At 72.4% G+C, this 23,280-nt stretch carries 19 protein-coding genes; 6 read left to right on the plus strand and 13 right to left on the minus strand.

The genetic code is table 11. The features are described 5' to 3' along the window. Window positions 1–102: 102 nt before the first annotated feature. Window positions 103–558, plus strand: coding sequence for a methyltransferase domain-containing protein (locus HD596_RS24215; protein WP_185071616.1), 456 nt, complete (start codon window positions 103–105; stop codon window positions 556–558). A gap of 171 nt (window positions 559–729) precedes the next feature. Further along, entirely contained in the window at window positions 730–1,137 is a 408-nt protein-coding gene (locus tag HD596_RS24220; protein WP_185071617.1) for a bleomycin resistance protein, read from the plus strand. A gap of 306 nt (window positions 1,138–1,443) precedes the next feature. Here HD596_RS24220 and HD596_RS24225 read toward each other — a convergent pair whose 3' ends face one another. Genes HD596_RS24225 through HD596_RS24260 form a run of 8 tightly spaced genes read right to left on the minus strand, consistent with a single transcriptional unit; the run spans window position 1,444 to window position 11,022 of the window. Further along, entirely contained in the window at window positions 1,444–2,952 is a 1,509-nt protein-coding gene (locus tag HD596_RS24225) for a DHA2 family efflux MFS transporter permease subunit (RefSeq protein ID WP_185071618.1), read from the minus strand. Window positions 2,953–2,987: 35 nt separating this feature from the next. Then, complete coding sequence (locus tag HD596_RS24230) at window positions 2,988–6,080, minus strand: ATP-binding protein (protein ID WP_185071619.1); 3,093 nt, start codon at window positions 6,078–6,080, stop codon at window positions 2,988–2,990. A gap of 7 nt (window positions 6,081–6,087) precedes the next feature. Beyond that, window positions 6,088–6,834 (minus strand): isocitrate lyase/PEP mutase family protein, encoded by a 747-nt coding sequence (locus tag HD596_RS24235; protein ID WP_185071620.1) that lies wholly within the window; start codon window positions 6,832–6,834, stop codon window positions 6,088–6,090. Further along, window positions 6,831–7,586 carry a cytochrome P450 gene (locus HD596_RS24240; protein ID WP_185071621.1) on the minus strand — a complete coding sequence of 252 codons (756 nt, stop codon included), beginning with the start codon at window positions 7,584–7,586 and terminating at the stop codon, window positions 6,831–6,833. Before HD596_RS24240 ends, HD596_RS24235 begins: the two co-directional genes overlap by 4 nt. A 51-nt stretch (window positions 7,587–7,637) precedes the next feature. Next, complete coding sequence (locus tag HD596_RS24245; RefSeq protein WP_185071622.1) at window positions 7,638–8,309, minus strand: DUF998 domain-containing protein; 672 nt, start codon at window positions 8,307–8,309, stop codon at window positions 7,638–7,640. Then, window positions 8,306–9,523, minus strand: coding sequence for a glycosyltransferase (locus HD596_RS24250; RefSeq protein ID WP_185071623.1), 1,218 nt, complete (start codon window positions 9,521–9,523; stop codon window positions 8,306–8,308). The genes HD596_RS24245 and HD596_RS24250 overlap by 4 nt, the downstream gene beginning before the upstream one ends. Before the next feature lie 16 nt (window positions 9,524–9,539). Further along, a complete protein-coding gene (locus tag HD596_RS24255) occupies window positions 9,540–10,367 on the minus strand; it encodes a DMT family transporter (RefSeq protein ID WP_221519488.1) in 828 nt (275 codons plus the stop codon). A 37-nt stretch (window positions 10,368–10,404) separates the two neighbouring features. Continuing rightward, window positions 10,405–11,022 carry a DedA family protein gene (locus HD596_RS24260; RefSeq protein WP_185071624.1) on the minus strand — a complete coding sequence of 206 codons (618 nt, stop codon included), beginning with the start codon at window positions 11,020–11,022 and terminating at the stop codon, window positions 10,405–10,407. Window positions 11,023–11,412: 390 nt separating this feature from the next. On the opposite strand from HD596_RS24260, the gene HD596_RS64875 reads away from it, so the two are divergent. Then, entirely contained in the window at window positions 11,413–12,612 is a 1,200-nt protein-coding gene (locus HD596_RS64875; RefSeq protein WP_221519489.1) for a sensor histidine kinase, read from the plus strand. Next, window positions 12,605–13,546, plus strand: a complete 942-nt coding sequence (locus HD596_RS24270; RefSeq protein ID WP_185071625.1) for a hypothetical protein — start codon at window positions 12,605–12,607, stop codon at window positions 13,544–13,546. Before HD596_RS64875 ends, HD596_RS24270 begins: the two co-directional genes overlap by 8 nt. On the opposite strand, the gene HD596_RS24275 is transcribed toward HD596_RS24270, so the two are convergent. Continuing rightward, the gene (locus HD596_RS24275) at window positions 13,454–14,095 is read right to left on the minus strand and encodes a VC0807 family protein (RefSeq protein ID WP_185071626.1); all 642 of its coding nucleotides are present in this window, start codon (window positions 14,093–14,095) and stop codon (window positions 13,454–13,456) included. The genes HD596_RS24270 and HD596_RS24275 overlap by 93 nt on opposite strands. A gap of 213 nt (window positions 14,096–14,308) precedes the next feature. Then, window positions 14,309–14,956: a leucine efflux protein LeuE gene (leuE, locus tag HD596_RS24280; RefSeq protein ID WP_185071627.1), complete on the minus strand. Its 648-nt coding sequence runs from the start codon at window positions 14,954–14,956 to the stop codon at window positions 14,309–14,311. Window positions 14,957–15,343: 387 nt separating this feature from the next. Between leuE and HD596_RS24285 the strand changes: the two genes are divergently transcribed. Next, on the plus strand, window positions 15,344–16,735 hold the full coding sequence (locus tag HD596_RS24285) for a cellulase family glycosylhydrolase (RefSeq protein WP_185071628.1): 1,392 nt from the start codon (window positions 15,344–15,346) through the stop codon (window positions 16,733–16,735). 104 nt (window positions 16,736–16,839) lie between these two features. Then, window positions 16,840–19,911 carry an AfsR/SARP family transcriptional regulator gene (locus tag HD596_RS24290; protein WP_185071629.1) on the plus strand — a complete coding sequence of 1,024 codons (3,072 nt, stop codon included), beginning with the start codon at window positions 16,840–16,842 and terminating at the stop codon, window positions 19,909–19,911. Here HD596_RS24290 and HD596_RS24295 read toward each other — a convergent pair. Genes HD596_RS24295 through HD596_RS24305 form a run of 3 tightly spaced genes read right to left on the minus strand, consistent with a single transcriptional unit; the run spans window position 19,884 to window position 23,136 of the window. Continuing rightward, the gene (locus HD596_RS24295; RefSeq protein ID WP_185071630.1) at window positions 19,884–21,470 is read right to left on the minus strand and encodes a CocE/NonD family hydrolase; all 1,587 of its coding nucleotides are present in this window, start codon (window positions 21,468–21,470) and stop codon (window positions 19,884–19,886) included. The genes HD596_RS24290 and HD596_RS24295 overlap by 28 nt on opposite strands. Beyond that, window positions 21,467–22,228 carry an ABC transporter permease gene (locus HD596_RS24300; protein ID WP_185071631.1) on the minus strand — a complete coding sequence of 254 codons (762 nt, stop codon included), beginning with the start codon at window positions 22,226–22,228 and terminating at the stop codon, window positions 21,467–21,469. Before HD596_RS24300 ends, HD596_RS24295 begins: the two co-directional genes overlap by 4 nt. Then, complete coding sequence (locus tag HD596_RS24305) at window positions 22,225–23,136, minus strand: ATP-binding cassette domain-containing protein (protein WP_185071632.1); 912 nt, start codon at window positions 23,134–23,136, stop codon at window positions 22,225–22,227. The genes HD596_RS24300 and HD596_RS24305 overlap by 4 nt, the downstream gene beginning before the upstream one ends. Window positions 23,137–23,280 lie beyond the last annotated feature (144 nt).

Genomic DNA, 23,280 nt, shown 5'->3' on the forward strand with positions numbered 1-23,280 from the left:
GACCCGCGGACCTGACAGGTCAAGGCACGCTCGGGCCCTGGCGCCCCTCCCGCTCCCGATTCCCCCGTCGCCTGAAGACGACGGTTCCCTCGGGAGACTCTGATGGAGGACGGCAGCGCGACCGGTCGTCTCCTAACCGATGATCTCTATTTCATGACCGCTCGGGCCCATGTGCCCCCTCCACGGCCTCCGTTGGTGAAGGGAATCGGAGACGCGCGCAAGACTAAAGTCGATCCGGCGATACTTGAGAGCGGGACGGCCCTGTGGGTTGCCCAACTCGCCGCTCCACAAGCGCAGATCGCCTGGGGCGAGAACGTCACGTTTCTGGTTGACGCCGGCACGGGCTCGCGGGCTGAGATTCGGCCGGACACCGCAGGCGGATGGACGGTTCTTCAGCACGGGCCGGTTCGCCTGTGGGACGCGGTGGAGGAAGCCATCGGGACCTGGCAGGCCGCGGGGAGCCCGCACCAATCGGGGTTCGGCCTCACGGTGACTCGGGAGAGTCAGCGTGTATGGCTCGGCGATCCCGATGGGCCGAGCTGGTACCTACCGGCCTGATGCAGAAGGCCCCTGTTCGATGGAGCGGAGCCTTGGACCTCTCCTCCTTCTGGCACGCCCTTAGGAGTCAAGATGGCTTGCGCCGTCAGAGGATGGGCCAGGCTCGTGGCGGGCTGGCCATCGAACGGGCGCAGGTTGGCTGGAGTGGCCGGGAACTGCCAGAGTGACGAGATGTCTCGACTTGTTCCTGAATTGATCTGCTCCGACATCCAGGCCAGCTTGGCCTTCTATCGCCTGCTGGGCTTCGAGATTCGCTACGAGCGGCCCCAGGAGCGATTCGCCTACCTGGAACGTGACGGGGCGGACCTGATGTTGGAGCAGCCGTTGAGCCGGGACCGTCTCTACCCGCGCGCCGAGCTGGACCACCCCTACGGGCGCGGGATCAACCTCACTGTCGACGTGGATGACGTAGATCAGATTCACGCCACGCTGCTTTCCGCCGGCTATGAGGTGTGGCTGCCGTTGGAAGAACGTTGGTACGAGCGCAGCGTCGACGCCGTGGGCGTGCGCCAGTTCGCGGTGCAGGACCCAGATGGCTACCTGCTACGGATCTCTCAGCAAGTGGGAACCCGCCCTTGATAACCACCGATGTCTTGCCATGGTTGATCGTTTCTGGCAGGTGCCAGCAGGTCAACGCCGATGAGCGGGCGGTAATCGGGGTCGCGTCCGAGGGGTGCGGGGACCGGCAGGGCCCCGCCTGGGGGTGTGGGGGCTCGCCCCCACAGGGCGCTGCCCGAGCGCTCCATCGCGCGTAGCGCGCCCCCATTGCGAGGACCGAGCCGTTGGGGGGTCGAAGGGGGGCTTCTGCCCCCCTGGGAGGCGCTGCCCGAGCCGTTGTTTGGCGCGTAGCGCCCCCCATTGCGAGGACCATGCTGTTTTCCGGGGTCAGGCGTGGGTCAGGACTTCTTCCGGGATGACCTTCGGGACGCCGCGCAACCCGATCAGGGCCAGCAGGGCCACTAGGGCCAGGAGGGCCGCGGTGACCAGGGCGGTTGTGTGCAGGCCCTCGATGAAGGCCGTCTGTGCTGCTCGCATGAGCTGGTCCGCCTGATCCGGCGGCAAGGTCGCGGCCGTGCTCACCGCGCCTGCGATCGACTCTCGTGCGGAGTCGGCGGAGGGGAGGTTGGCGGGGAGGCGCAGGTTGGTCTGGTAGGCGGAGTTCAGGACCGTGCCCAGGATGGCGATGCCCAGTGCGCCGCCCAGTTCGAAGGCCGTTTCCGAGACGGCGGCGGCCGCTCCGGCGCGTTCCCTGGGGGCCGTGGCGAGGACGTTGTCGTTGTTGACGGTGAAGGTGAAGCCGATTCCGACGCCGCCGATGATCATGATGGGGAGGAGTGCGAGGTAGTTGAGGGAGGGGCCGAGGGTGCTGTAGTAGAGGAACGCGCCGGCGTTCATGGCCAGGCCCAGCGCGACCACGCCGTTCCTGCCGATGAGGTGGATCAGTTTGGCGGCGAGGATGCCGCCCACCGCGCCGCTGAGGCCGCCCGGCAGCTGTGCGAGGCCCGCCTGGAGCGGCGACCAGCCCAGGACGAGCTGCAGGTACCAGCCGAACAGCAGCATCATGGCCGACATCGTGAAGATCGCCAGCAGGTTGGTGACGATGGACGCGCTGAACGCCCGCCGCCGGAAGAGCCGGACGTCGATCAGCGGCTCGGGCAGCCGCGTCTGGCGCCACACGAACAGGCCCAGCAGCAGAACCCCGGCCGCGCCCGCCGCCGGCACGTCGGCGTGCTCCAGGCCCTTGTGTGCCGCCTCCTTGACCGCGTAGACGGCGGTCACCACGCCGGCGAACGAGAGGACGACGCTGACCAGGTCGGGCCGGCCCGCCTGCGGGTTGCGGGACTCGGGCAGCACCAGGATCCCGCCGACCAGCACCAGCAGCATGATCGGTACGTTGATCAGGAAGACCGAGCCCCACCAGAAGTGGTCGAGCAGGAGACCGCCCACGACCGGGCCGATGGCGAACCCGGCGGCGCTCATCCCGCTCCAGATGCCGATGGCTGCGGTGCGCTCGCCCGGCTCGGTGAACACGTTCCGGACGATCGACAGGGTGGACGGCATGATCGTCGCCCCGGCCACGCCGAGCAGGGCCCTGGCCGCGATCAGCAGCTCGGGGTTGGGCGCGTACGCCGTCACCACCGAGGCGGCGCCGAACGCGGCCGCGCCGATCAGCAGCAGGCGCTTGCGGCCGATGCGGTCGCCGAGGTTGCCCATGGTGACGAGGAGGCCGGCCAGCGCGAAGCCGTACATGTCGCCGATCCAGAGCAGCTGGGTGGAGTTCGCGCCGAGGTCGGTCACCAGCCTGGGCAGGGCCAGGTGCAGGACCGTGAGGTCGAGCGAGAGGAGGAGGGTGGCCAGGCAGGCGATGGCCAGGCAGGACCATTTGTTCTTCATGCCGTCCACTGTCGGGAGGGCGGCTGACGGCCTGCCTACCGCTCGCTGACCGCCCCACTGGCGGGCCCGGCTGGCGGCTGGCCGGCCGCCTCGCGCGGAGGACCGGCCGACGGCTGGCCGGCCGCCTCGCATGAAGGCCCGGCCGACGGCTGGTTGGCCGCCCCGCGCGGAGCCCCGGCAGACGGATCGTCGGCGGCCCCGGGTGGCGGATCGTCGGCGGCCTCGGGCGGCGGGTCGTCGGCGGCCTCGGGCGGCGGGTCGTCGGCGGCGCTGGGTGGTGGGTCGGGGGCCGGTCCGGGCGGTGGGGGGCCGGCTGAGCGGGCGTTCACCTCGTCGAGGGCGGCGGCGATGCGGGCGCGGGTGTCCTCCGTGAAGTACCAGTCTGCCGGGACCTCGTCCCGCGCCTGGACGAGCAGCGCGCGGGCCTCGTCCAGGTCGCCCTGGAACAGCGCGACCTGGCCCAGCCCGAGGTGCGCCCACGCCATCGTCTCCGCCGAGCCGTTGCTGCGCGACATCTCGGCGGCGCGCAGGTAGTCGGCGCGCGCGCCCGTCGCGTCGGCCAGGTGGAGCCGGGCGTCGCCCCGCCGGCACAGGGTTTCAGCGATCTCCGTCTCGGCGCCCAGCTCGGTGGCCACCGCCAGCGCCTCGTCGGCGAGGGCGGACGCGGTCGTGAAGTCGCCCTGCGCCTGGTACAGGGAGCCCAGGCCGGACAGCGTCATCACCATGCCCCACCGCTCCCCGATGGCCCTGAACGCGGCCAGGCTCCGCTCGAAGTTGACCACCGCCTCGGCGTCCCGGCCGACCGACTGCAGCAGGAAGCCGACACCGCCGTAGGACAGCGCCTCCTGCCACGGTTGGAGGTCGTCGCCGCGCTCGATGAGCGCGGTGTGGACCTCGTCGTACTCGCCGGGCGGCCCCGTGTAGGCCGAGAGCAGCATCGGCAGGAACTCCAGCCGCCTCGGCAGGCTGTACGGCGGCAGCAGCTGCCGCGCCTCCTCGAGCAGCGCGCGCAGCTCCTCGTCGATGCCGCCGGTCCACGCCCTGATGAGTACGCACATGACGTACTCCTCCTCCATGCCCGGCGGATGCCGGAAGCCGAGCGCGGCCAGGAGGTCGGCGGCCAGGTGGGTGCTGGTGACGCGGTTGCCGCGCATCCACCAGTAGCAGGCGCAGTGGGCGAGCAGCCGCAGCCCCAGCTCCGGCCGGCCGGAGGCGGTCGCCCAGCGGATCGCGGCGTCGAGCTCGTCGCTCTCCTCGTCGAGCCGGACCAGCCACTCCAGCTGCTCGCGGGTGCGCAGCCGCGGGTCGGCCGTCATGACCAGGTCGAGGCAGTAGCGGGCGTGCGCCTCGGAGATCGACTCGGCCTCGCCCGACTCCGCCAGCCGTTCCGCGCAGAACGCCCTGATCGTCTCCAGCATCCGGAAACGGCCGCCTGCGAACTCCACCAGCGACTTTTCCGCCAGCGAGAAGAGCACGTCCTCGGGCAGCCCGCACACCTGCTCGGCCGCCTCCGGCCGGGCCCCGCCGACGAACACGCTCAGCCGCCTGGCCAGCCGCTGTTCGCTCTCGTCCAGCAGGTCCCAGCTCCACGCGACGACGGCGTGCAGCGTCTGGTGCCGGGGCAGCGCCGTACGGCTGCCCCTGGTCAGCAGCCCGAACCGGTCGTCGAGCCGGGCCGCCACGTCGGCCACCGGCAGGGTGCGCAGCCGCGCCGCGGCCAGCTCGATGGCCAGCGGCAGCCCGTCGAGCGCCCGGCAGATGCGTACGACCGCGGCGGCGTTGCCCGCGTCGACGGCGAAACCCGGCCGGACGGCGGCGGCGCGGTCGGCGAACAGCCGGACCGCCGGATAGTCCAGGGGCTGGCCGGCCTCGGGCGGCGGCAGCCGCAGCGGCGCCACGGGCAGGATCGACTCGCCGGTGATGCCGAGCGCCTCGCGCCCGGTCACCAGCACGCGCAGCTCGGGGCAGGAGGCCAGCAGCAGGTCGGCCAGGTCGGCGGTGGCCGCGACGACGTGTTCGCAGTTGTCCAGGACCAGGAGCAGCCGCCGGCCGGCCAGCGCGGTGACGAGCCTGGTGGCCGGGTCCACGGTGAGCCGGTCGGGGGTGGGCGGGGCGTCGCGGATGTCCAGGGCGGACAGGACGGCCCCCGGCACGCCGGCGTCCTCGGAGACCGGCGCGAGCCCCACGAAGCAGACGTCGCCGGGCTCCTGCGCGGCCGCCTCGGTCGCCAGCCGCGTCTTGCCCGCGCCGCCGGGCCCGATCAGCGTGACGAGCCGGTTGGCCCGTAGCCTGGCGGCCACCTCCTCGATCTCCTCGGCCCTGCCGACGAAGCTGGTGAGCTGGGCGCGCAGGCCCTGCCGCCGCCGGGCCGCGGGGGCGGCGTCGGGGGCGGCGGCGCCGAGCGCCGGGTCGGCCCTGAGCACGGCCAGGTGGGCGGCGGCCAGCTCGGCCCCCGGCTCGACGCCCAGCTCCTCGTCCAGGGTCTTCCTGGCCTCGTCGTAGACGGTCAGCGCCTCGGCCTGGCGGCCGCTGCCGTAGAGGGCGCGCATGAGCTGGGCGCGCAGCCGCTCGCGCAGCGGGTGGGCGGCGGTGAGCTGGCTCAGCTCGGCGACCAGCTCGCGATGTCGGCCCAGGTCGAGGTCGGCCTGCACGCGGTCCTCGGTGGCGGCCAGCCGCAGCTCGGCCAGCGCCGCCGCGGCGGCCTCGGCGTGCGGGGCGTCGGAGAGCGGCGCGCCCCGCCACATCTCCAGCGCCTCGCGCAGGAGCGCGGCCGCCCGGCCGGGGTCGCCGGAGGCCAGGGCCTGCCTGCCCTGCTGCGCCAGCAGCTCGAACCTGCGCGCGTCCACGTCCTGAGGGTCGGCCACCAGCCGGTATCCCGCCGGATGGAACTCCACCAGGTCCCTGCCCAGCGCCCGGCGCAGCCTTGAGACCTGCGACTGCAGCGCGTTGGCCACGCCCTCGGGCGGCCTCGGGCCGTACATGCCGGCCACGAGCTGCTCGCCGCCGACGATGCGGCCGGCGTGCAGGGCGAGCAGCGTCAGCAGCGCGCGCACCCGGGGACCGCCGAGCGCGACCGGCTCGCCGTCCTCGCCCAGCACGGTGGTGGGCCCGAGGATCTGGAAGCGCATGCGTCGATTATCGCGGTTGCGGCAGCAGCGCGGTGATCTCCGCGTAGGTCGGCAGCGCGGGGGCCTGCCTGCCCCGGGCGGCGGACAGCGCCGCGACCGCCCCGTGGAGCGCGGCCCGGTACAGCAGCGACCCGGTGCTCACCCTGGCCACGCCGGCCTCGGCGAGCTCGGCGAGCGTGGGGCCGTCCGGTTGGTAGAGGACGTTGAGGGGGAGCGGCGTGCTGGCGGCCACCTCGGCGATCTCGCGCGGATCGCTCATGCCGGGCACGAAGATCCCGTCGGCGTGGCCGTAGGCGGCCACCCGTTCGCGCGTGTCGCCGGTCTTCAGCCAGTACGTGTCCGTACGGGCGTTGACGAACACGCCGTGGCCCTTGGCCGCCTCGATGATCCGCTGGTGCAGCCCGATCGGGCGCAGCGTGCCGTCGGGGCGGCCGTCCTCCAGGTTCACCCCTGCCACTCCGAGCGCCGCGAGGCCCGCGACCAGGTCGGACACCTCGGCGGGGTCGTCGCTGAAGCCGCCCTCGATGTCGACGGTGACCATGACGCCCAGATCCTTGATCGATTCGGCCAGCTCGATGGTCTCCGCCCTGGTGGCGCCGGCCGCGTCCGGTCTGCCGTACGCGGCGGCCACGCCGAGGCTGGTCGTGCCGATCGCCGGGAAGCCCTCCCGGGCCAGGAGGGCGGCCGAGCCGTAGTCCCAGGCGTTCGGCAGCAGCAGGGGGTCGCCGGGGCGGTGCAGGTCGTGGAAGTTCATGAGCGGCTCGCGTCGAGAAGGGCTTCGAGCACGCCCGCGGCCAGCGCGAGCGCGTGGGCGGGCCCGGGGCAGGGGCGCACGCCGTGGCCGAAGGTCAGATGGGGGGTACGGCCGCGCGAGAGGTCGAACCGGTCGGGATCGGCGAACACGTCAGGGTCGCGGTTGGCCGACACCAGGTCGATGGTCACCTCGTCGCCGGTCCGCGTGTCGAGCCTGCGGGTGGCCTTGAGCGGCGGGTCCTGCCTGAGCGTCTCGTGCAGCAGCGCCTCGGGGTCGTCTCCGGGTACGGCGTGCCGGAGGGTGTTCTCGATGAGCGCCTCCGTGGCGGAGTGCCCCTGCAGCAGCAGGGTGATCTCCGGGATCGTGGCCTGTCCGAGCAGTTCGGCGACGGCGGCGTCGGCCTTCGGGCTCTCCTCGCCGGACAGGTAGCCGGTCGCGGCGGCGGCCACCGCGCTCGTGTCCTTCACGCCCAGCGCGGCGCCGAGCACGGCCGTGGGGACGCCCCGCCAGTCGCTGCCCCGCTCCAGCGTCATGGCCCTGGCCGCCGTTCTCAGCTCGGCGGGGTCGAGGGCGGCCAGCCGCTCCTCCAGCAGGCGGCGCCGCCCGGCGTGCGTCTCTCCGGTGCTGAACCTCGACACCTGGGCGCGCAGCCAGGCCAGCGTGCCCTCCTCGGCGTCCTGTCGTACGGGAGGCGGCACGTACCTCGGGTCGGCGAGCACCGCCTCAGCGGCCGCGTGGCGTGTGATGAGCATGGTTCCACGCTAGAACGGCGTCATTTCGTCGCGGGTCGAAGGGTGGGGGCATCAGGCCGCCAGGCGGTCGGACCGCTCGGGGCGTTCGGGCCGGGCCGGAACGGGCTGGGTGCGCACGGCGGGCCGCTTCGCGACCGCCGCCAGCGCCATGGCGACGAGCAGCGCCATCTCGGCCAGCACCACGCCCCGCTCCAGCGGGCCGTAGTAGCCGGCGCCGCCGATCAGCGGCGAGGTGATCGAGGCCGGGTGGGCCGCCAGGTAGAAGGCCAGCATGGCCGCGGAGGTCACGCTCAGGGCCCGGACCGCGTTCCACCGGGGCGCCGCCGCCCGGCCCCTGGCCAGGGTCCAGCCGGCGACCGGCAGCGAGGTGAACACGACGGCCGCCGCCCACCGGTGGATCTCGCCGGTCAGGGAGCCGATCTGCGAGTCGCCGGGGTCCGTGGGGAAGATGGCGCTCATCATCAGCCCCGCCGCCCCCGCCACCAGCAGCACCCTGGTGGCCGCGGTGCGCGCCGGGTCGCTCGCCGCCAGCCCGTACGCCAGACACAGGCACGCCCCGGCCAGTGCCAGCATCCCCACGAGGACGGGCACGAGCCCGCCGGAGACCAGCGCGTAGTCGCTGAGCAGCGGCTGCGTCGGCAGGGCGACCTGCGCGTACGCCAGCGCGCACGCGGACACCACCGTGCCGCAGACAGCGCCCCAGGCGCTTTGGAGTGGGGTCATCGGGCCACCTCATCGTAGATCTGCTCGAACCGGGCCAGCGACGACCGGTCGTCGTGGGTGAGCGCCAGCTCCCTGCTGCTCTTGCCGAACCGGGCCCGCAGGTCCTCGTCGGTGAGGATGCTCGTCAGGTGCCTGGCCAGGGAGATCACGTCGCCCGGCTGGAACAGGTAGCCGTTCTCGTCCACCAGGTGCGGCAGCGCCATCGCGTCGGCGGCCACCACGGGCAGCCCCATGGCCATGGCCTCCAGCGTGGCGATGCTCTGCAGCTCGGCGATGCCCGGCATGGCGAACACGTCGGCGGCGGCGAACGTCTGGGGCATGAGCTCGTCGGGCACGAAGCCGAGGAAGAAGACCCGCTCGCCGACGCCGATGCGGGCGGCCAGGCGCTCCAGCTCCGCCCGCTGGTTGCCGCGGCCGACGAACACCGCCTGGGCGTCGGTCTGGTTCAGCACGAGCGGCAGCGCGCGGACGATCTCGTCCAGACGCTTCTCCTCGTCCAGGCGGCCGACGAACAGGATGGTGGGCCGGTCGGGCAGGTCGAACAGCTTGCGCGCCCACGCCTTGGGCTCGGCGCGCGGGTGGAACCTGGTCAGGTCGATCCCGCAGGAGACCGCCTCGACCTCGCGGCCGAAGCCCTGGTCGGCCAGCAGCTTGGCGGCCAGCGGGGTCGGGGTGGTGACGCGGTCGGCGCGGTTGAAGATCCGGCTGAAGTCGCGCCACGCGAGCCGGCCGGCCTTGGCCCGCAGCCGCTCGGGGATGTGGCAGAACTGGAAGAGGTTGTCGGGCATGAAGTGGTTGGTGGCCACGATGGGCACGTTCGCGCGCCGGGCGGCGGCGATGGCGGCCCTGCCGACCACGAAGTGGCCCTGGGCGTGCAGCACGTCGGGACGGATGCCGGCGATCAGCCGGTCGAGCCTGGTCGGCACCGTGAACCGCATCGTGGGGTGGACCGGGATCGGTGCGGAGCGCAGGCGGTGCACGATCACGTCGTCCACGACGTCGGCGGTGGGCGGGCCCACCTCCGACTGGCAGACCACGTGCACCTCGTTGCCGCGCGCGGCCAGGCCGGTGGCCAGGCGGTGGGTGAAGTAGGCGGCGCCGTTGACGTCAGGCGGGTAGGTGTCGGTCGAGATCAGGATCCGGCGGGGCCGTTCGGGGGCGGGGGTGGGGGCGGTCTCGGCGATCTGGGGGAGAGAACGCAGGGGCATGGCCATGGAAATGACTCCGGTTTCACAAAGGGGAATGAGTCGGGGGATTGTTGCGGGACTCCAGCGGGCTGGTGCGGGCCAGCGCGACGGTCCCGGCCGCGGTCAGGAGCGCCGCCGCGACCGGCAGGACGCCGGTCGGCACCGGCTCGCCGAGCAGCAGCGCGCCGAACGCCACCGCGGTCAGCGGGTCGGCGATCTGGAGCGAGGCGAACGAGACGCCGAAGTGCCCGACCGCGTACGCCCGCTGGAGCATCACCAGCGCCAGCAGCAGGGGCACCGGCAGCGCCAGCACGTACCACCAGTTCCAGGTGCCGTCCAGCAGCACGCGCATGAGCGTGGCCGTCGCGCCGTAGAGCACGCCCGAGCTGGTGGCGAGCAGGGCGGCCCGGCCCGCCGGCGAGGCCACCCGCGAGGCGGCCCACAGCAGGACCGCCGCGACTCCGGCCACGCCGAGCAGCGTGAGCACCCCGTTCGGGCTGAGGTAGGTGGGACCTTCGGAATCGGGGACCAGCAGGACGAGCCCGACCAGTCCGCCCGCCACCACGCCCGCGGCCGCCAGCTCCTTGGGGGAGGGCTTGCGGCCGTGCAGCGTGGCGGTGATGGGCAGGGCGAACAGCAGGCTGGCCACGCCCATCGGCTGGACGATGGTCAGCGGCCCGAGTCCGAGTGCGACGATGTGCAGGCCACCACCTGTCAGAATGGACGCGCCGCCGAGTAGCCAGCGCGGCTTCCGCAGCAGGGCGAGCAGCCCGGGCTTGGCCGACCCGGCTGCCTCGAACTGCTGGAGAGCGGCTCCGAGCGCGAAGAACAGCGAACCGACCAGGGCGATCACCGCGGCCAGCACAGTCATTTCGCACTCCTTTCAGACGGATGGTTGCCAGACAGGGTCAAACGGACGTGTCCGCGGGAAGTCGTTCGGGGGAAGCCTGGATGGCGCGTCGCTTCCTGAGCCATCTCACGAGCTCGACGAGCCCGGTGATGGACACCGCGATGCCCAGGCCGAGGAGCAGGCCCTTGATCGGGTCGTTCTCGAAGGCCATGCCGCCGAAGAAGCCGATCAGCCCCGAGTACACCGCCCACGAGCTCGCCGCGATCGCGTCGAAGAACGTGAACGAGCGCAGCGGATGCCGTACGGCGCCCATGGTCAGCGTGGTCGCGGTGCGCCCGCCGGGGATGTACCTGGCCACCACGAGGACGAGGCCGCCCCGCTCGGCCAGCGTGTCGCGCGCCCAGACGAACGCCTTCTTCTCCCGCAGCCTGCCTGCCGACCTGTTGCCGATCAGGTAGGAGATGTGGTCACCGGCGAAGGCGCCCAGGGCGGCCGCCACGATGACCAGGGCCAGGTTCGTCTCGCCGGAGGCGGCGAACACCGCGGCGGTGATCACTGACGTCTCGGCCGGCACGATCGGGAAGAACCCGTCGAGCAGCGCGAGCCCGAACAGCGCCGCGTATAACCAAGGTGAGGTCATCACCTGCTGGACCAGGTCGAGAATGGCGTGCGACATGAGTGTTCACTCCGATCGTTAGGGCACCCACACAGCGTGGCTGCGTGGCACGGCCGGGGACATCGGGGATGCCCCGGGTCGGACGCGGACCCATCCCTTATGCGGATCAGGGCCGGTACCCCATGAAGGTAGAAACTCCGCAGGTCACGGCACATCGGACGATCGGCACGCACAGCCCCCTACTTTCGTCGGGGGCCCGGTTCCGACCTCCGGGTGACACCATCGATCAAACCGGTTTCCGCAGGCTGAAACAGGAGTGGAGGTATGTGCTTTCGGGGTGGGGCTAGCTCTACCGCGACAGGGGGCGCCGCCCTACCCTGACTTTCGTCAGGGTCGCCGGCTGACTTCCGGCGGCAGCCGCGGGCGCGGGAGGCGGCTACCGTCGGTGCGGTGAGACTTCTTCGCCGGGAGAGCCGCCGCCAGGTGGTCTACGACCTGCTGCTCTGGGCCGTGCTCGGCATCTTCGTGACGGCCATGGGCCCCGACCCGCTCGTGGATCCGGCCGCCTTCGCCATGGTGAGCCTGCCCAGGATCGGGCTGGCCACGGTCGCGGTGCTGGTGGGCCGCCGCTGGCCGCTGGCCGCGCTGGTGCTGCTGCTGCCGCTGGGGCCGTGGCAGTTCAGCGAGGGGTTCGCGACCGTGGACCTGAGCTGGCTGCTGCCCAGGCGCAACGTGAAGATCCTGCCGCTGCTGGCCAGCTCGCCGTTCATCATGTGGTACGCCTACCTCACCGGGCGGCGCCTGGCCCTGCTCTGGCCCGCGCCGCTGGCGTTCTGCCTGATCTCGGCCGTCGGCGTGGGCGTGGTGCTGGCCAAGGGCGGCGATCTCGCCCTGTGGGTGTCCATGGTGACCGCGCTGCTGGGCACGTACGTGGTGCCGTACCTGCTGGGGTTGCTCAGGCGCAGGCTGCTGCAGGGGCGCACGCAGGCGCGGCTGGCGGCCGAGGCGCAGGCGCGGCTGCGCGAGCGGGCCAGGATCGCGCGGCAGATGCACGACTCACTCGGCCACGACCTGGCCCTGATCGCGGTGCGGGCGGCCGGGCTGGAGATGGCCCCAGGGCTGGACGAGCCGCAGGTCAGGGCGGCGGGGGAGCTGCGGCTGGCGGCGGCCGACGCCACGGACCGGCTGCGCCAGATCATCGGGCTGCTGCGCGAGGACTCCGACGCGGCGCCGCTGTCACCCGTGAACGAGGACGTGACCGAGCTGGTGCGGCGGGCCAGGGACTCCGGCATGCCGATCACCCTGGACGTGGCGCCGGGGCCGGTGCCCGACCTGGCGCACGCGGTGGTCCAGGAAGGGCTCACGAACGCCGCCAAGCACGCCCCCGGCGCCCCGGTCGGGGTACGGGTCTCGCCGGAGCGGGTCACCGTGCGCAGCGGCCGGCCGCGCGCCCGGCCCCTCGCGCTGCCCGGCGGGCTGGGCCTGGCGGGCCTGCGCGAGCGCGTCCGGCTGGCCGGGGGCACCTTGACCGCCGGCCCGGTCGGCGACGGCTTCGAGCTGGACGTGAGTATCCCCCGCGCGGGGGAGCGGGATCCCCGCGGCTCGGGAGGGAATCGACGGCCCGCCGGGCGACGCTCGGAGCATGACTGAACGCAGACCGGGGATGGGCCGCGTCACCGCCGCGATCGTGGCGATCGCCGCGATGCTGCCGTACCTCACGCTGAAGACGCTCTGGCTGACGGGACACCCGGTCGGGGTCGCCGATCCGGCCTTCATGACCGACCCGGCGATGATCGGGCTCAACACGATGACGTTCGGCATGGAAGCCGTCGGGCTGGTGCTGGCGCTGGCGTTCACCATGCGGTGGGGACGGCGGCTGCCGGCCTGGCTCGTGCTCCTGCCGCTCTGGGTGGGCACCGGCCTGCTGGCGGTGGTGGTCGTCACGGCGCCGATCATGGTGCTGACCGGGGGGCCGGCGGTCTTCGAGACCGGCGGGCCCATCGCGCCGTGGATCTACATGATGGTCTACGGCGGGTTCGTCGTGCAGGGCGCAGGCCTGATGACGGCCTTCGTGCTCTACTCGCGCGACCGGTGGCCGGGCGTCTTCACCACCCGGATCGATCACGCCTTCGCCTCCCCGACCCGGTCGTTCCAGACGGTCGTGGCCTGGGGCGCCCTGCTGGTGGCCGGGCCGATCGGCGCGGTCAAGCTCGCCGGGGGCCTGCAGGACCGCGTCGAGGGTCTGCTGGCCGTCGCCGGTGCCGTCGCGCTCGTGCTGGTGGTCCGGCGGCGCGGGCGCGGCCCGTTCTGGGCGCCGCTGGTGGCGGCCTGGCTCGGCTCCGGCTCGCTGTTCAGCGGCGGGCTCTACGCGATGATCATCGCGTCCGTACGGGCGCCGCTCGGCGCGCCGGGGGCGGAGCTGGCCGAGCTGTTCGGCATGCTGGCGGGGCTGGTCATGGGGATGTGCGGGGCGTTCCTGCTGGCCGAACGGTCAGGTGTGGGCGACGTTCAGCCGGTGGAGCACCCGCTTGAAGGCGAAGATGGAGAACGCGATCGCCAGCCCGCTGATCACGGCCACCGCTGACGTCCGCAGCACCATGAACCCGCCGAGCGAGCCGGCCACGTACTCGTGGACGGCCAGGGCGATGCTGAGCGTCGAGTTCATGAGCAGCACGAACGCCCACAGCAGCGTGATCCTGGCGAAGAACCTGCGGACCCGCTCGTGCCTGAGCACCGCCGACGGCAGATGGATGTAGTCGAGCGTGAGCTTCTGCACGAGCGGCCTGTTGAGCCGGACGGAGGCGAGGAACGCGATGCTGATGCAGATCGTGCCCATCTCCGGCTGGATGAAGAACCACATCCACGTGCCGGTCCAGAACGCCACGAGGGCGCGGACCGTGATCGCGAACGCGGCCAGGAACATGGTGGCGGGCACCTTGACCCGCCTGATGAGCCGCCACGCCACCCCGATGTAGACCCAGGCGACGGTGGCGATGAGCGCCCCCTTGAACCCGAGGACCATCATGGCCAGGTAGAACACCGCCAGCGGCGCCACGACGCCTTCGAGCAGGCGGGGGGCCGCCTGCCGGGCGAGTGCGGTCAGGCGTGGAAGGTGGACCGGGGGATGGTTCAAGGCTGCTCCGCAGATAGGCCGACGATCAGCGTCTACCCGGGCTTCGGGGGCCAAGGCTTGCCAGATGGACCGCTCGCCGTTACCAGCACGGCATCACCCGCGTCCCGGGAAGCACGCCGGTGGCTTACCGTACCCGAGGAGAGGTGATGCGACTGCCTCTTTTGACGCGTTCCATCTGATTCCACGGAAACAGCGAGGTCTTACGGCAGGCTTTCAACTGAGTGACGAGGTGGCGAGCTTCGCGCCGAATCCGAGGAACAGGACGCCGACTCCGGAGGTCAGACCGGCGCTGAGCTTCCTGTGCCGGCGGAACTGGTTGGCCAGGAAGGTTCCGCCGAAGATCAGGGCCGTCAGGTAGAGGAAGCTGAAGACCTGGATGATCGCGCCCAGGATGAGGAACGACAGCGCGGGGGTCGCGTAGCCCGGGTCGACGAACGTGATGAAGAACGAGATGAAGAAGAGGATGGCCTTCGGGTTCAGCAGGCTGATCAGCAGGGCCCGGCGGAACGGGCGCGGCTGGCGCTCCATCCTGGCCTGCGGCTTCTCCTCCTTGGTCCCCTTCCTCGATCGCCAGGCGCCCCTGATCATCTGGAAGCCCATCCACGCCAGGTAGCCGGCGCCCGCGTACTTGACGATCGTGAAGAGCAGCGGGTTGGAGCGGAGCAGGGAGGCGGCGCCGGCGGCGGCCAGGAACATCAGCACGGTGTCGCCGATGAAGACGCCCGCCGCGGCCCGGTAGCCCTGGCGGACGCCGTTCTGGGCGGCGAAGCTGAGGACGTAGAGGGAGTTCGGGCCGGGCAGCAGAATGATCAGGAAGGCGCCGACGACGTAGGCCCAGAAATCAGTGATGCCGAAGAACATGCGTCTCACTCCAGGGGGAGGACCAACCGCACATCACGATATCTCGCCTGGTGCCTACCAAATCCCGCCGTATGCCTGCGAGCCGCCCATGCCCACGTGGCCGAGCGCGCCCTCCTGGTCGGCGGGCGGCCGGGCTTTACCGCCAATACCTATTTGTTTACTATGGAATGCAGGTGGGCTCCCCGACGCGCTGGGGCTGGCGGCGCTGCTGTCCGGTGGGTTCGCCGTTCGAGATGGGCGCGGTTCGCGCGGCTAGGGGTGGCCGCGTGGACCGCGCCCTTTGACTGCCCGCGTCAATTTGGGTCTTGTCCTCCGGTGGAGGTCCGATCTACGCTCCCCATACTCGTTAGTAAGGTTTCCTAATGAACGAGTGAGGAGCTCACCCCCATGCATCGATCCGTGCGGCTCGCCGCCATCGGCGCGATCGTCGCCGCCTCCTTGCAAGCAGCCCCAGCCCAGGCCGCGACCACGTACGAGGCCGAGAACGCCACCGTCTCCCAGGGCGTCGTCGAGTCGAACCACGCCGGCTACAGCGGCACCGGGTTCGTCAACTACGACAACACCACCGGCTCGTACGTCGAGTTCGCCGTCGACGCCGCCACCGCCGGCCCCGCCACCCTCACCCTGAGGTACGCCAACGGCACCACCACGAACCGCCCGATGGCCCTCGCCGTGAACGGCACCGCCACCACCAGGGACTTCCCCGGCACCGGCGCCTGGACCACCTGGCAGGAGTCCACGATCACCACCACCCTCAACGCCGGGACCAACACCGTCCGCGCCACCGCCACCACCGCCAACGGCGGCCCGAACCTCGACCGTCTGGTCCTCGGCACGCCCTCCAGCACCGGCACGCCGGTCCAGGCCAACGGGCAACTGCAGGTGTGCGGGGTCAGGCTCTGCAACCAGAACGGCAAGCAGATCCAGCTGCGCGGCATGAGCAGCCACGGCCTGCAGTGGTACTCCCAGTGCCTCAACACCGCCTCCCTGGACGCGCTGGCCAACGACTGGAAGGCCGACGTCCTGCGCATCTCCATGTACATCCAGGAGGACGGGTACGAGACCAACCCCCGGCTGTTCACCGACCGGGTGCACAACCTGATCGAGCAGGCCACCGCCCGCGGTATGTACGCCATCGTCGACTGGCACATGCTCGACCCGGGCGACCCCAACTACAACCTGTCGCGGGCCAAGACGTTCTTCACCGAGATCGCCCAGCGGCACAACGGCAAGAACAACCTGCTGTACGAGATCGCCAACGAGCCCAACGGCGTCTCCTGGTCCACCATCAGGAACTACGCCAACCAGCTCATCCCGGTGATCAGGCAGTACGACCCGGAGACCCCGATCCTGGTGGGCACCCGCGCCTGGTCGTCACTGGGCGTCTCCGACGGGGCGACCGAGTCCGAGATCGTCAACAACCCGGTCAACGCCACCAACATCATGTACACGTTCCACTTCTACGCGGCCTCTCATGGCAGCGACTACCTCAACACCCTGTCCAGGGCCGCCGACCGGATCCCGATCTTCGTCACGGAGTTCGGCACCCAGACGGCCTCCGGGGACGGATCGAACAACTTCACGCGGTCGCAGCAGTACCTCGACCTGCTGGCCCAGAAGAAGATCAGCTGGGTGAACTGGAACTACTCGGACGACTTCCGCTCGGGCGCCGTCTTCACCGAGGGCACCTGCCCGAACGGTCCCTTCGCCGGCACCTCCCGCCTCAAGCCGGCCGGCGTCTGGGTCCGCGACCGCATCCGCACCCCTGACGACTTCTGACCCCGCACCCGTTTCCGGGCCCATGAGGTGCCGCGCCCGCCCACCGCCGACGGCTGGGCGGTGGGCGGGCGCGGGGCAGTGGGGGGCAGGGCAGGATGTGACATGTGCGGATTTGCATTCTCGGGCCGCTGGAGGTCGAGGGCGACGGGGGACCGATCGCGGTCAGTGGCTTCCGGCTGCGGGCGCTCCTGGCCGTGCTGGCGCTCGAAGCCGGCCGTACCGTCACGGCCGAGCGGCTGATCGACGCCCTCTGGCCGGACGACCCGCCCGCCAACGCCGCCAACGCCCTCCAGACGCTGGTCAGGCGGCTACGGGCGGCGCTGCGCCCGTACGAGGTGCTGGAGAGCAGGCCGGGCGGTTACGCGCTGGCCGTGGCCCCGGACGACGTGGACGCCCTGCGGTTCAGGCGGACAGCCGCGAAAGGAGAGGGCCTGGAGCTCTGGCGGGGACCGGCGCTGGCCGACCTGACCGCCGTGCCGCTCCTGGCGAACGCGGCCGCCGCCCTGGAGCAGGACCGGCTCTCCGCCGTGGAGGCCCGTGCCGAGGCCCGGCTGGCGGCGGGCGCGCCGGTCGATCTGACCTCGGAGGTCGCCGCCCACCCGCTGCGCGAGCGGCTGGGCGCGCTGGCCATGCGGGCCCTGGCCGCGCAGGGGCGGCAGGCGGAGGCGCTGGAGCTGTTCGAGCGCACCCGCCGCACGCTCGCCGACGAGCTCGGCGTCGATCCCGGGCCCGAGCTGCGCGCCGCCCATCTGGCCGTCCTGTCGGGAGACGTCCCGGTACGCCCCGCGCCCCCGATGGTCCAGGCCAGGCAGCGGGGCAACGTACGGACCCCGCGGACCAGCTTCATCGGCCGTGAGGCCGAGCTGGACCAGCTGGCCACCCTCCTCGGCCGGGCCAGGATCGTCACGCTCGTCGGCCCCGGCGGCGCGGGCAAGACCAGGCTGGCCACGGAGGTGGCGCTCCGGGCGGCCGAGGCGGTCTGGATGGTCGAGCTGGCCCCGGTCAGCGACCCGGCCGACGTCCCCGGCGCCGTGCTCGACGCGCTCGGCCTGCGTGACGACCGCCCGCCGTACCGCCTGCCCACCGGCGGGAGCGGCCCGGTGGAGCAGCTGGCCGAGGCCCTCGCGGGCCGCCCCGCGCTGCTCGTCCTGGACAACTGCGAGCACCTCGTCGACGCCGCCGCCGCGCTGGCCGAGCGGCTGCTGACGGAGTGCCAGGAGCTGAGGGTGCTGGCCACCAGCAGGGAGCCGCTCAACGTGCCGGGCGAGCACCTGGCCCCCGTCCCGCCGCTGGAGCCGCCGCCCGTCGGGGCGAGCGCCGAGCAGGCGGGGGCGTACCCGTCGGTCCGGCTGCTGCTCGACCGGGCCGGGGCCGCGCGGCCGGGGTTCGCCGTCGACGGGGCGAACGTGGCCTCGGTGGTGGCGCTCTGCCGCAGGCTGGACGGCATGCCGCTGGCCATCGAGCTGGCCGCGGCCCGGCTGCGCACCATGACGCCGAGGCAGCTCGCCGACCGCATCGACGACCGGTTCAAGCTGCTCACCGGCGGCAGCAGGACCGCGCTGCCGCGCCAGCAGACGCTCAGAGCGGTCGTGGAGTGGAGCTGGGAGCTGCTGGGCGAGCAGGAGCGGGTGCTGGCCAGGCGGCTGGGCGTGTTCGCGGGCGGCGCGACGCTGGAGGCCGTCGAGGCGGTCTGCGGGGGAGCGGCGGACGTGCTGGGCGCGCTGGCCGACAAGTCGCTGGTGCAGGTCTCGGCCGAGGGCCGCTACTCGATGCTGGAGACCATCCGCGCCTACGCGCTCGAACGGCTGGCGGAGGCGGGCGAGGTCGGCGAGTACCGGCGGCGGCACGCGGCGTACCTGCTGGAGCTGGCCGAACGGGCGGTGCCCGAGCTGCGGACGGCCGGGCAGATCGCCTGGATCGAGCGGCTGTCCCGCGAGCGCGACGACTTCGCCGCGGCGCTGCGGTACGTCATCGACGAGCGGGACGCCGGGTCGGCGCTGCGGCTGTGCGCGGCGCTGAACTGGTACTGGTGGATGACCGGCTACCGGAAGGAGAGCGCGACCTGGGCCACGCAGGTGATGGAGCTGGTGGGTGACGATCCGCCCCCCGGGCTGGCCGAGGCGTACACGGCGTGCATGTTCGCGTACGGCGTGGACAAGTTCGGCACGATCGTCAACGACCGGCCCGCCATGATGGCGCTGTCGCAGCTGATGGACCGGCTGATCGAGCGGGCCGAGCAGGAGGGGTCGCTGCATCCGATGATCAGGCTCAGCCGGGCCGTCATGGCCGCCGCCGCGGGGGACGACGACCGCGCCGCCGAGCTGATCGAGGAGTACATCGAAAGCGACGATCTCTGGTTGTCCAGCTCCGCCCTCATGGTCGGCGGCCGGATGCGCAGCGAGGAGCGGCTGGAGCGGTCGGTGGCCGGGTTCAGGCGGCTCGGGGACCGGTGGGGGCTGAGCGAGGCGCTGCTGGGGCTGGCCGAGGTGCGGGCCGCCAGGGGCGCGCCGGCGGACGACCTGATCGCCGAGACCTGGTCGCTGACCAGCCGTTGGGTCGGGTCGGACGAGGCGATCTCGACGCTGCTCAGGCTGGCCGAGCTGCGGCTGCGGACCGGCGACCTGGACGGCGCCCGCGAGGACCTGGACAGGGCCAGGGCCAGCATCGACGGGGAGACGACGGCGTACACGCGGCTGCTGCTCGGCCTGGCCGAGGCCGCGCACGCCTGCCATCTCGGCGACCTGGACCGGGGACTGGAGATCTACCGTGGGCTGTTCCCCGTGCTCGCCGAGGTCCCGCCGATGGCGCAGCTGGCCGCCTGGCTCAGGACCGCGTACGGCCGGGCGCTGGCGCGCAGCGGAGACCTGGACGCCGGGCTCGAACAGCACCGCCTGGCCCTCGAGGTGCTCGGCACGACCAGCCCGGACCGGCCGCTGCTGTCGCAGGTGCTGGCCGGGTTCGCGCTGGCCGCGCAGGTCGAGGGCGACCAGGAGCGGGCGGCCGTGCTGTTCGGGGCGTCGGCGGCGATCGAGCCGCGCGACCTCTCGCCCGACACCATGGAGGGCGCGCGGACGGCCAGGGCCGCGCTCGGTGACGAGCACTACGACGAGTGCTTCGCCAAGGGCGCGGCCATGTCCAGGCAGGAGGTCTACGGGATGGTCGGCAGCACGACGTAGGAGGGGCCGTGCAGCGTGGTGGTGCCCTTGTCGAGATTGCGCCCGAACCGGGGGAAGTTCGAGCCCGCCACGTCGATCCTGATCCGGTGCCCGGGCAGGAAGGCGTTCGAGATCGCGCCCAGCCGTACCGTCACCTCGCGCACCTCTCCGGGCGCCAGGCCCGTCAGCCTGGCGACGCCGTCGGTCAGCAGCTCGGCCCGCCCGTCGGGGTGGACGTCGATGAGCTTGGCCGTCACGTCGGCGCTCGCGGCGGTCGAGGAGACCCGCGCGACGAGTTCGACCGGGCCGCTCACCTCCACCCGCTCGGTGAGGGGCGCCGTGTGGTGGCGCAGGACGTCGCCGCGCCCGTCGAGCGGCCGCTGGTCGAGCGGGCCGAACGCCTCGAACGTCATGACCGCCCCGCCGAGCGTCGGCACCGGGTCGCCGGGGTCGCTGACGAACTCCGCCGTCCCGCCCTCACCGGGTGTCGTGCTGAGCCCGCCGTCGAAGCCCAGGTGGTACGGCACGGGCCTGGCCCGCCGGATGGGCCAGCCGTCCTCCTCTCGCCACGCGTCGTCGCCCATCACGAAGATCTTCACCTTCGCCCGGTCGCGCAGGGGCGCCCCGCGCAGCCAGTGGCCGAACCAGTCGAGGTGCACCCCGGTCCAGTCGATGGCCTCCTGGCTCGCCTGGTCGCCGTAGTCGCGCCCGCAGATGTCGCGCTCGTGCGTGAAGTGCGTCCACGGGCCCACGATCAGCCGGGACTGGCCGCCCAGCCGCTCGTAGTGCTCGATGGAGCCGTCGCGGAAGTAGTCGTACCAGCCGGTGCTGACCAGCGCGGGCACCTCGATGTCGGCGTGCCGGACGGCCCCGCCCCGCCAGAGCGGGTCGAGGGGGTCGGGGGTTTCCATCCACGCCGAGTAGAAGGGCACCAGGTCGGCCAGCAGCGGCTGGTCGCTGAGCGGCAGCCGCTCCGCCAGCTCCCGCAGGCGCTCGTCGATCCCGTGAGGCAGGCCGATGGCCGCCAGGTACCGGCCCTTGTCCTCCTCCGTGGCCGTGCCGAGCGCGATGCGGCGATCCAGCTCGTCCACGGCCAGCGCCATCGCGCTGACGGTGAGGATGATGTTGAGGTTGGGGACGCCGCCGGGCTGGTAGACGCACTCGTACAGGCCGGCGGGGGAGACGTGCGGCGCGATGGCCTTCAGGCCCTCGGGGCGCTCCTGGGCCGCGAGGAGCTGCGTGATCGCCAGGTACGAGTCCCCATACATCCCGACATTTCCGTCGGACCAGGGTGCGGTCGCCGCCCACCGGACCGCGTCGTAGCCGTCGGCCGCCTCGCCGCTGACGAACCGGAACTCGCCCTGCGAGGCGCCGGTGCCGCGGACGTCCTGGATGGCCACCGCGTACCCGGCCGCCACCAGGCGGGGCACGTCGAGGTGGTACCCGGGGCCCGGGGCGCCCCGGCCGTACGGGGTGCGCGACAGCAGCACGGGGAAGCGCCCGCCCTCGGCCGGCCGCCACAGCGTCGCCACCAGCTCGGCGCCGTCCCGGGTGGTCATGGTCTCAGTGGTCTCGATCATCGGACTCTCCTGTTGTAAGCACGGAGGGCAAGGGGGGCGAAGAGGGCGAGCAGGGCGGCGGTCCAGCCGAGCGTGATCCACACGTCGGAGGCGTGCGGGCCGCCGGTCAGCAGCCCGCGCAGGGCCCCGGCCAGGTGGGAGACGGGGTTGACGCCCATCCACCAGCTCAGCCAGCCGGGCATGTCGGTGGCGGGGACGAAGGCACTGCTGCCGAACGTGAGCGGCAGCAGCACGGCCGTCGCCATCCCCTGCATGGACGTGACGGACTTGGCCACCAGCCCGATCCAGGCCGAGCCCCAGCTCAGCGCCATGGCCAGCAGCAGCACCAGCCCGAGCCCGGCCAGCGCGCTCAGCGGGCCGGTCGTGACGCGGAAGCCGACGGCGTACCCGACGACCATGGACATCACGATGGTGATCAGCAGCGTGAGCAGGTCCGCCAGGATGCGGCCCGCCAGCGGCGCGGACCTGGCGATCGGCATGGTCCTGAACCGGTCGAACACGCCGTTGCCGATGTCGGTGGCCAGGTTCATGCCGGTGGTGATCGTCGACATCAGCGCCACCTGGACGAGCACGCCGGGCAGCATGTACGCCACCGCGCCCGCCCGGTCGCCGCCCGCCGCCCCGCCGAACAGGTACACGAAGATGACGATCATGAAAACGGGCTGGAAGAGCAGTCCGAAGAGCTGGCCGGGATGGTTCTTCAGGGGGATCAGGCTGCGCCAGGCCAGCGTGAGGCCCTGGGAAAGCGCGGTGGTCATCGGTGGTCTCCGGTCAGGGTGAGGAAGACGTCGTCGAGGGAGGGCAGGCGCAGGGCGTGCTCGGCGAGCACGATGCCCGCGTCGTCCAGGTCCCGCAGCAGGGCGGGCGGCACCGAGAGGTCGTGCACCGGGACGCTGAGCACGCCGTCGGCGGCCTTCGCGCCGAGGATGGTCTCGGCCTTCTCCAGGTCGGCGGCGCGCAGCGGCCGTACGTCGAGCCGGTGCCCGCCCGCCAGCGCCTTGAGCTCCGCGGGCGTGCCGGACGCCGCGACCCGGCCCCGGTCGATGACCAGCAGGTCGTCGGCGAGCTGGTCGGCCTCCTCCAGGTACTGGGTGGTCAGCAGCACGGTCACGCCGTCGGCGGTCAGCTCCCTGACCACGTCCCACAGCTCGCCGCGGGCATGGGGGTCCAGGCCGGTGGTCGGCTCGTCGAGGAACAGGATCCGCGGGCGGCTCACCAGGCTGACGGCCAGGTCCAGGCGGCGGCGCATGCCGCCCGAGTAGCCGCTCGCCGCGCGGTCGGCCGCCTCCTCCAGGCCGAAGCGGGCCAGCAGCTCCTTGGCCCTGGCTCTGGCCGCCGGCCGTGACAGGCCGAGCAGGCGGCCCACCAGCAGCAGGTTCTGGGTGCCGGTCAGCTTCTCGTCCACCGAGGCGTACTGGCCGGTCAGGCCGATCAGCTCGCGGACCTTCGCGGCCTGGCGGGTGACGTCGTACCCGCCGACCAGGGCCCGGCCCGCGTCGGGGCGGGCCAGGGTGGCCAGGACGCGGACCGCCGTGGTCTTGCCCGCGCCGTTCGGGCCCAGGACGCCGAGCACGGAGCCGGTCCGCGCCGCCAGGTCGACGCCGTCGAGCGCGCTCTTGTCGCCGTATCTCTTGACGAGCCCCTCGGCTTCGATCGCGTACTTCATGTCTCCGAGGGTGTCCGGGCCCGCTGGCATCCCCCTGGCACCGACCTGTCAGGGGGATGGTGCATGTCCGTAACTTTGGGCCTTTCCTCCGTGGGACAACGTCTTCAATCTCGGGTCAGGCGCCGGACACATCCGATCCCGAGC

Source organism: Nonomuraea jabiensis (assembly GCF_014204795.1).
Taxonomy (GTDB): domain Bacteria; phylum Actinomycetota; class Actinomycetes; order Streptosporangiales; family Streptosporangiaceae; genus Nonomuraea; species Nonomuraea jabiensis.

Excerpts from the sequence above, each read along its gene's own strand:
- HD596_RS24215 (WP_185071616.1), top strand. The coding sequence starts at position 103 with ATGGAGGACGGCAGCGCGACCGGTCGTCTCCTAACCGATGATCTCTAT.
- HD596_RS24220 (WP_185071617.1), top strand. The coding sequence starts at position 730 with ATGTCTCGACTTGTTCCTGAATTGATCTGCTCCGACATCCAGGCCAGC.
- HD596_RS24225 (WP_185071618.1), bottom strand. The coding sequence starts at position 2,952 with ATGAAGAACAAATGGTCCTGCCTGGCCATCGCCTGCCTGGCCACCCTC.
- HD596_RS24230 (WP_185071619.1), bottom strand. The coding sequence starts at position 6,080 with ATGCGCTTCCAGATCCTCGGGCCCACCACCGTGCTGGGCGAGGACGGC.
- HD596_RS24235 (WP_185071620.1), bottom strand. The coding sequence starts at position 6,834 with ATGAACTTCCACGACCTGCACCGCCCCGGCGACCCCCTGCTGCTGCCG.
- HD596_RS24240 (WP_185071621.1), bottom strand. The coding sequence starts at position 7,586 with ATGCTCATCACACGCCACGCGGCCGCTGAGGCGGTGCTCGCCGACCCG.
- HD596_RS24245 (WP_185071622.1), bottom strand. The coding sequence starts at position 8,309 with ATGACCCCACTCCAAAGCGCCTGGGGCGCTGTCTGCGGCACGGTGGTG.
- HD596_RS24250 (WP_185071623.1), bottom strand. The coding sequence starts at position 9,523 with ATGGCCATGCCCCTGCGTTCTCTCCCCCAGATCGCCGAGACCGCCCCC.
- HD596_RS24255 (WP_221519488.1), bottom strand. The coding sequence starts at position 10,367 with ATGACTGTGCTGGCCGCGGTGATCGCCCTGGTCGGTTCGCTGTTCTTC.
- HD596_RS24260 (WP_185071624.1), bottom strand. The coding sequence starts at position 11,022 with ATGTCGCACGCCATTCTCGACCTGGTCCAGCAGGTGATGACCTCACCT.
- HD596_RS24270 (WP_185071625.1), top strand. The coding sequence starts at position 12,605 with ATGACTGAACGCAGACCGGGGATGGGCCGCGTCACCGCCGCGATCGTG.
- leuE (WP_185071627.1), bottom strand. The coding sequence starts at position 14,956 with ATGTTCTTCGGCATCACTGATTTCTGGGCCTACGTCGTCGGCGCCTTC.
- HD596_RS24285 (WP_185071628.1), top strand. The coding sequence starts at position 15,344 with ATGCATCGATCCGTGCGGCTCGCCGCCATCGGCGCGATCGTCGCCGCC.
- HD596_RS24295 (WP_185071630.1), bottom strand. The coding sequence starts at position 21,470 with ATGATCGAGACCACTGAGACCATGACCACCCGGGACGGCGCCGAGCTG.
- HD596_RS24300 (WP_185071631.1), bottom strand. The coding sequence starts at position 22,228 with ATGACCACCGCGCTTTCCCAGGGCCTCACGCTGGCCTGGCGCAGCCTG.
- HD596_RS24305 (WP_185071632.1), bottom strand. The coding sequence starts at position 23,136 with ATGAAGTACGCGATCGAAGCCGAGGGGCTCGTCAAGAGATACGGCGAC.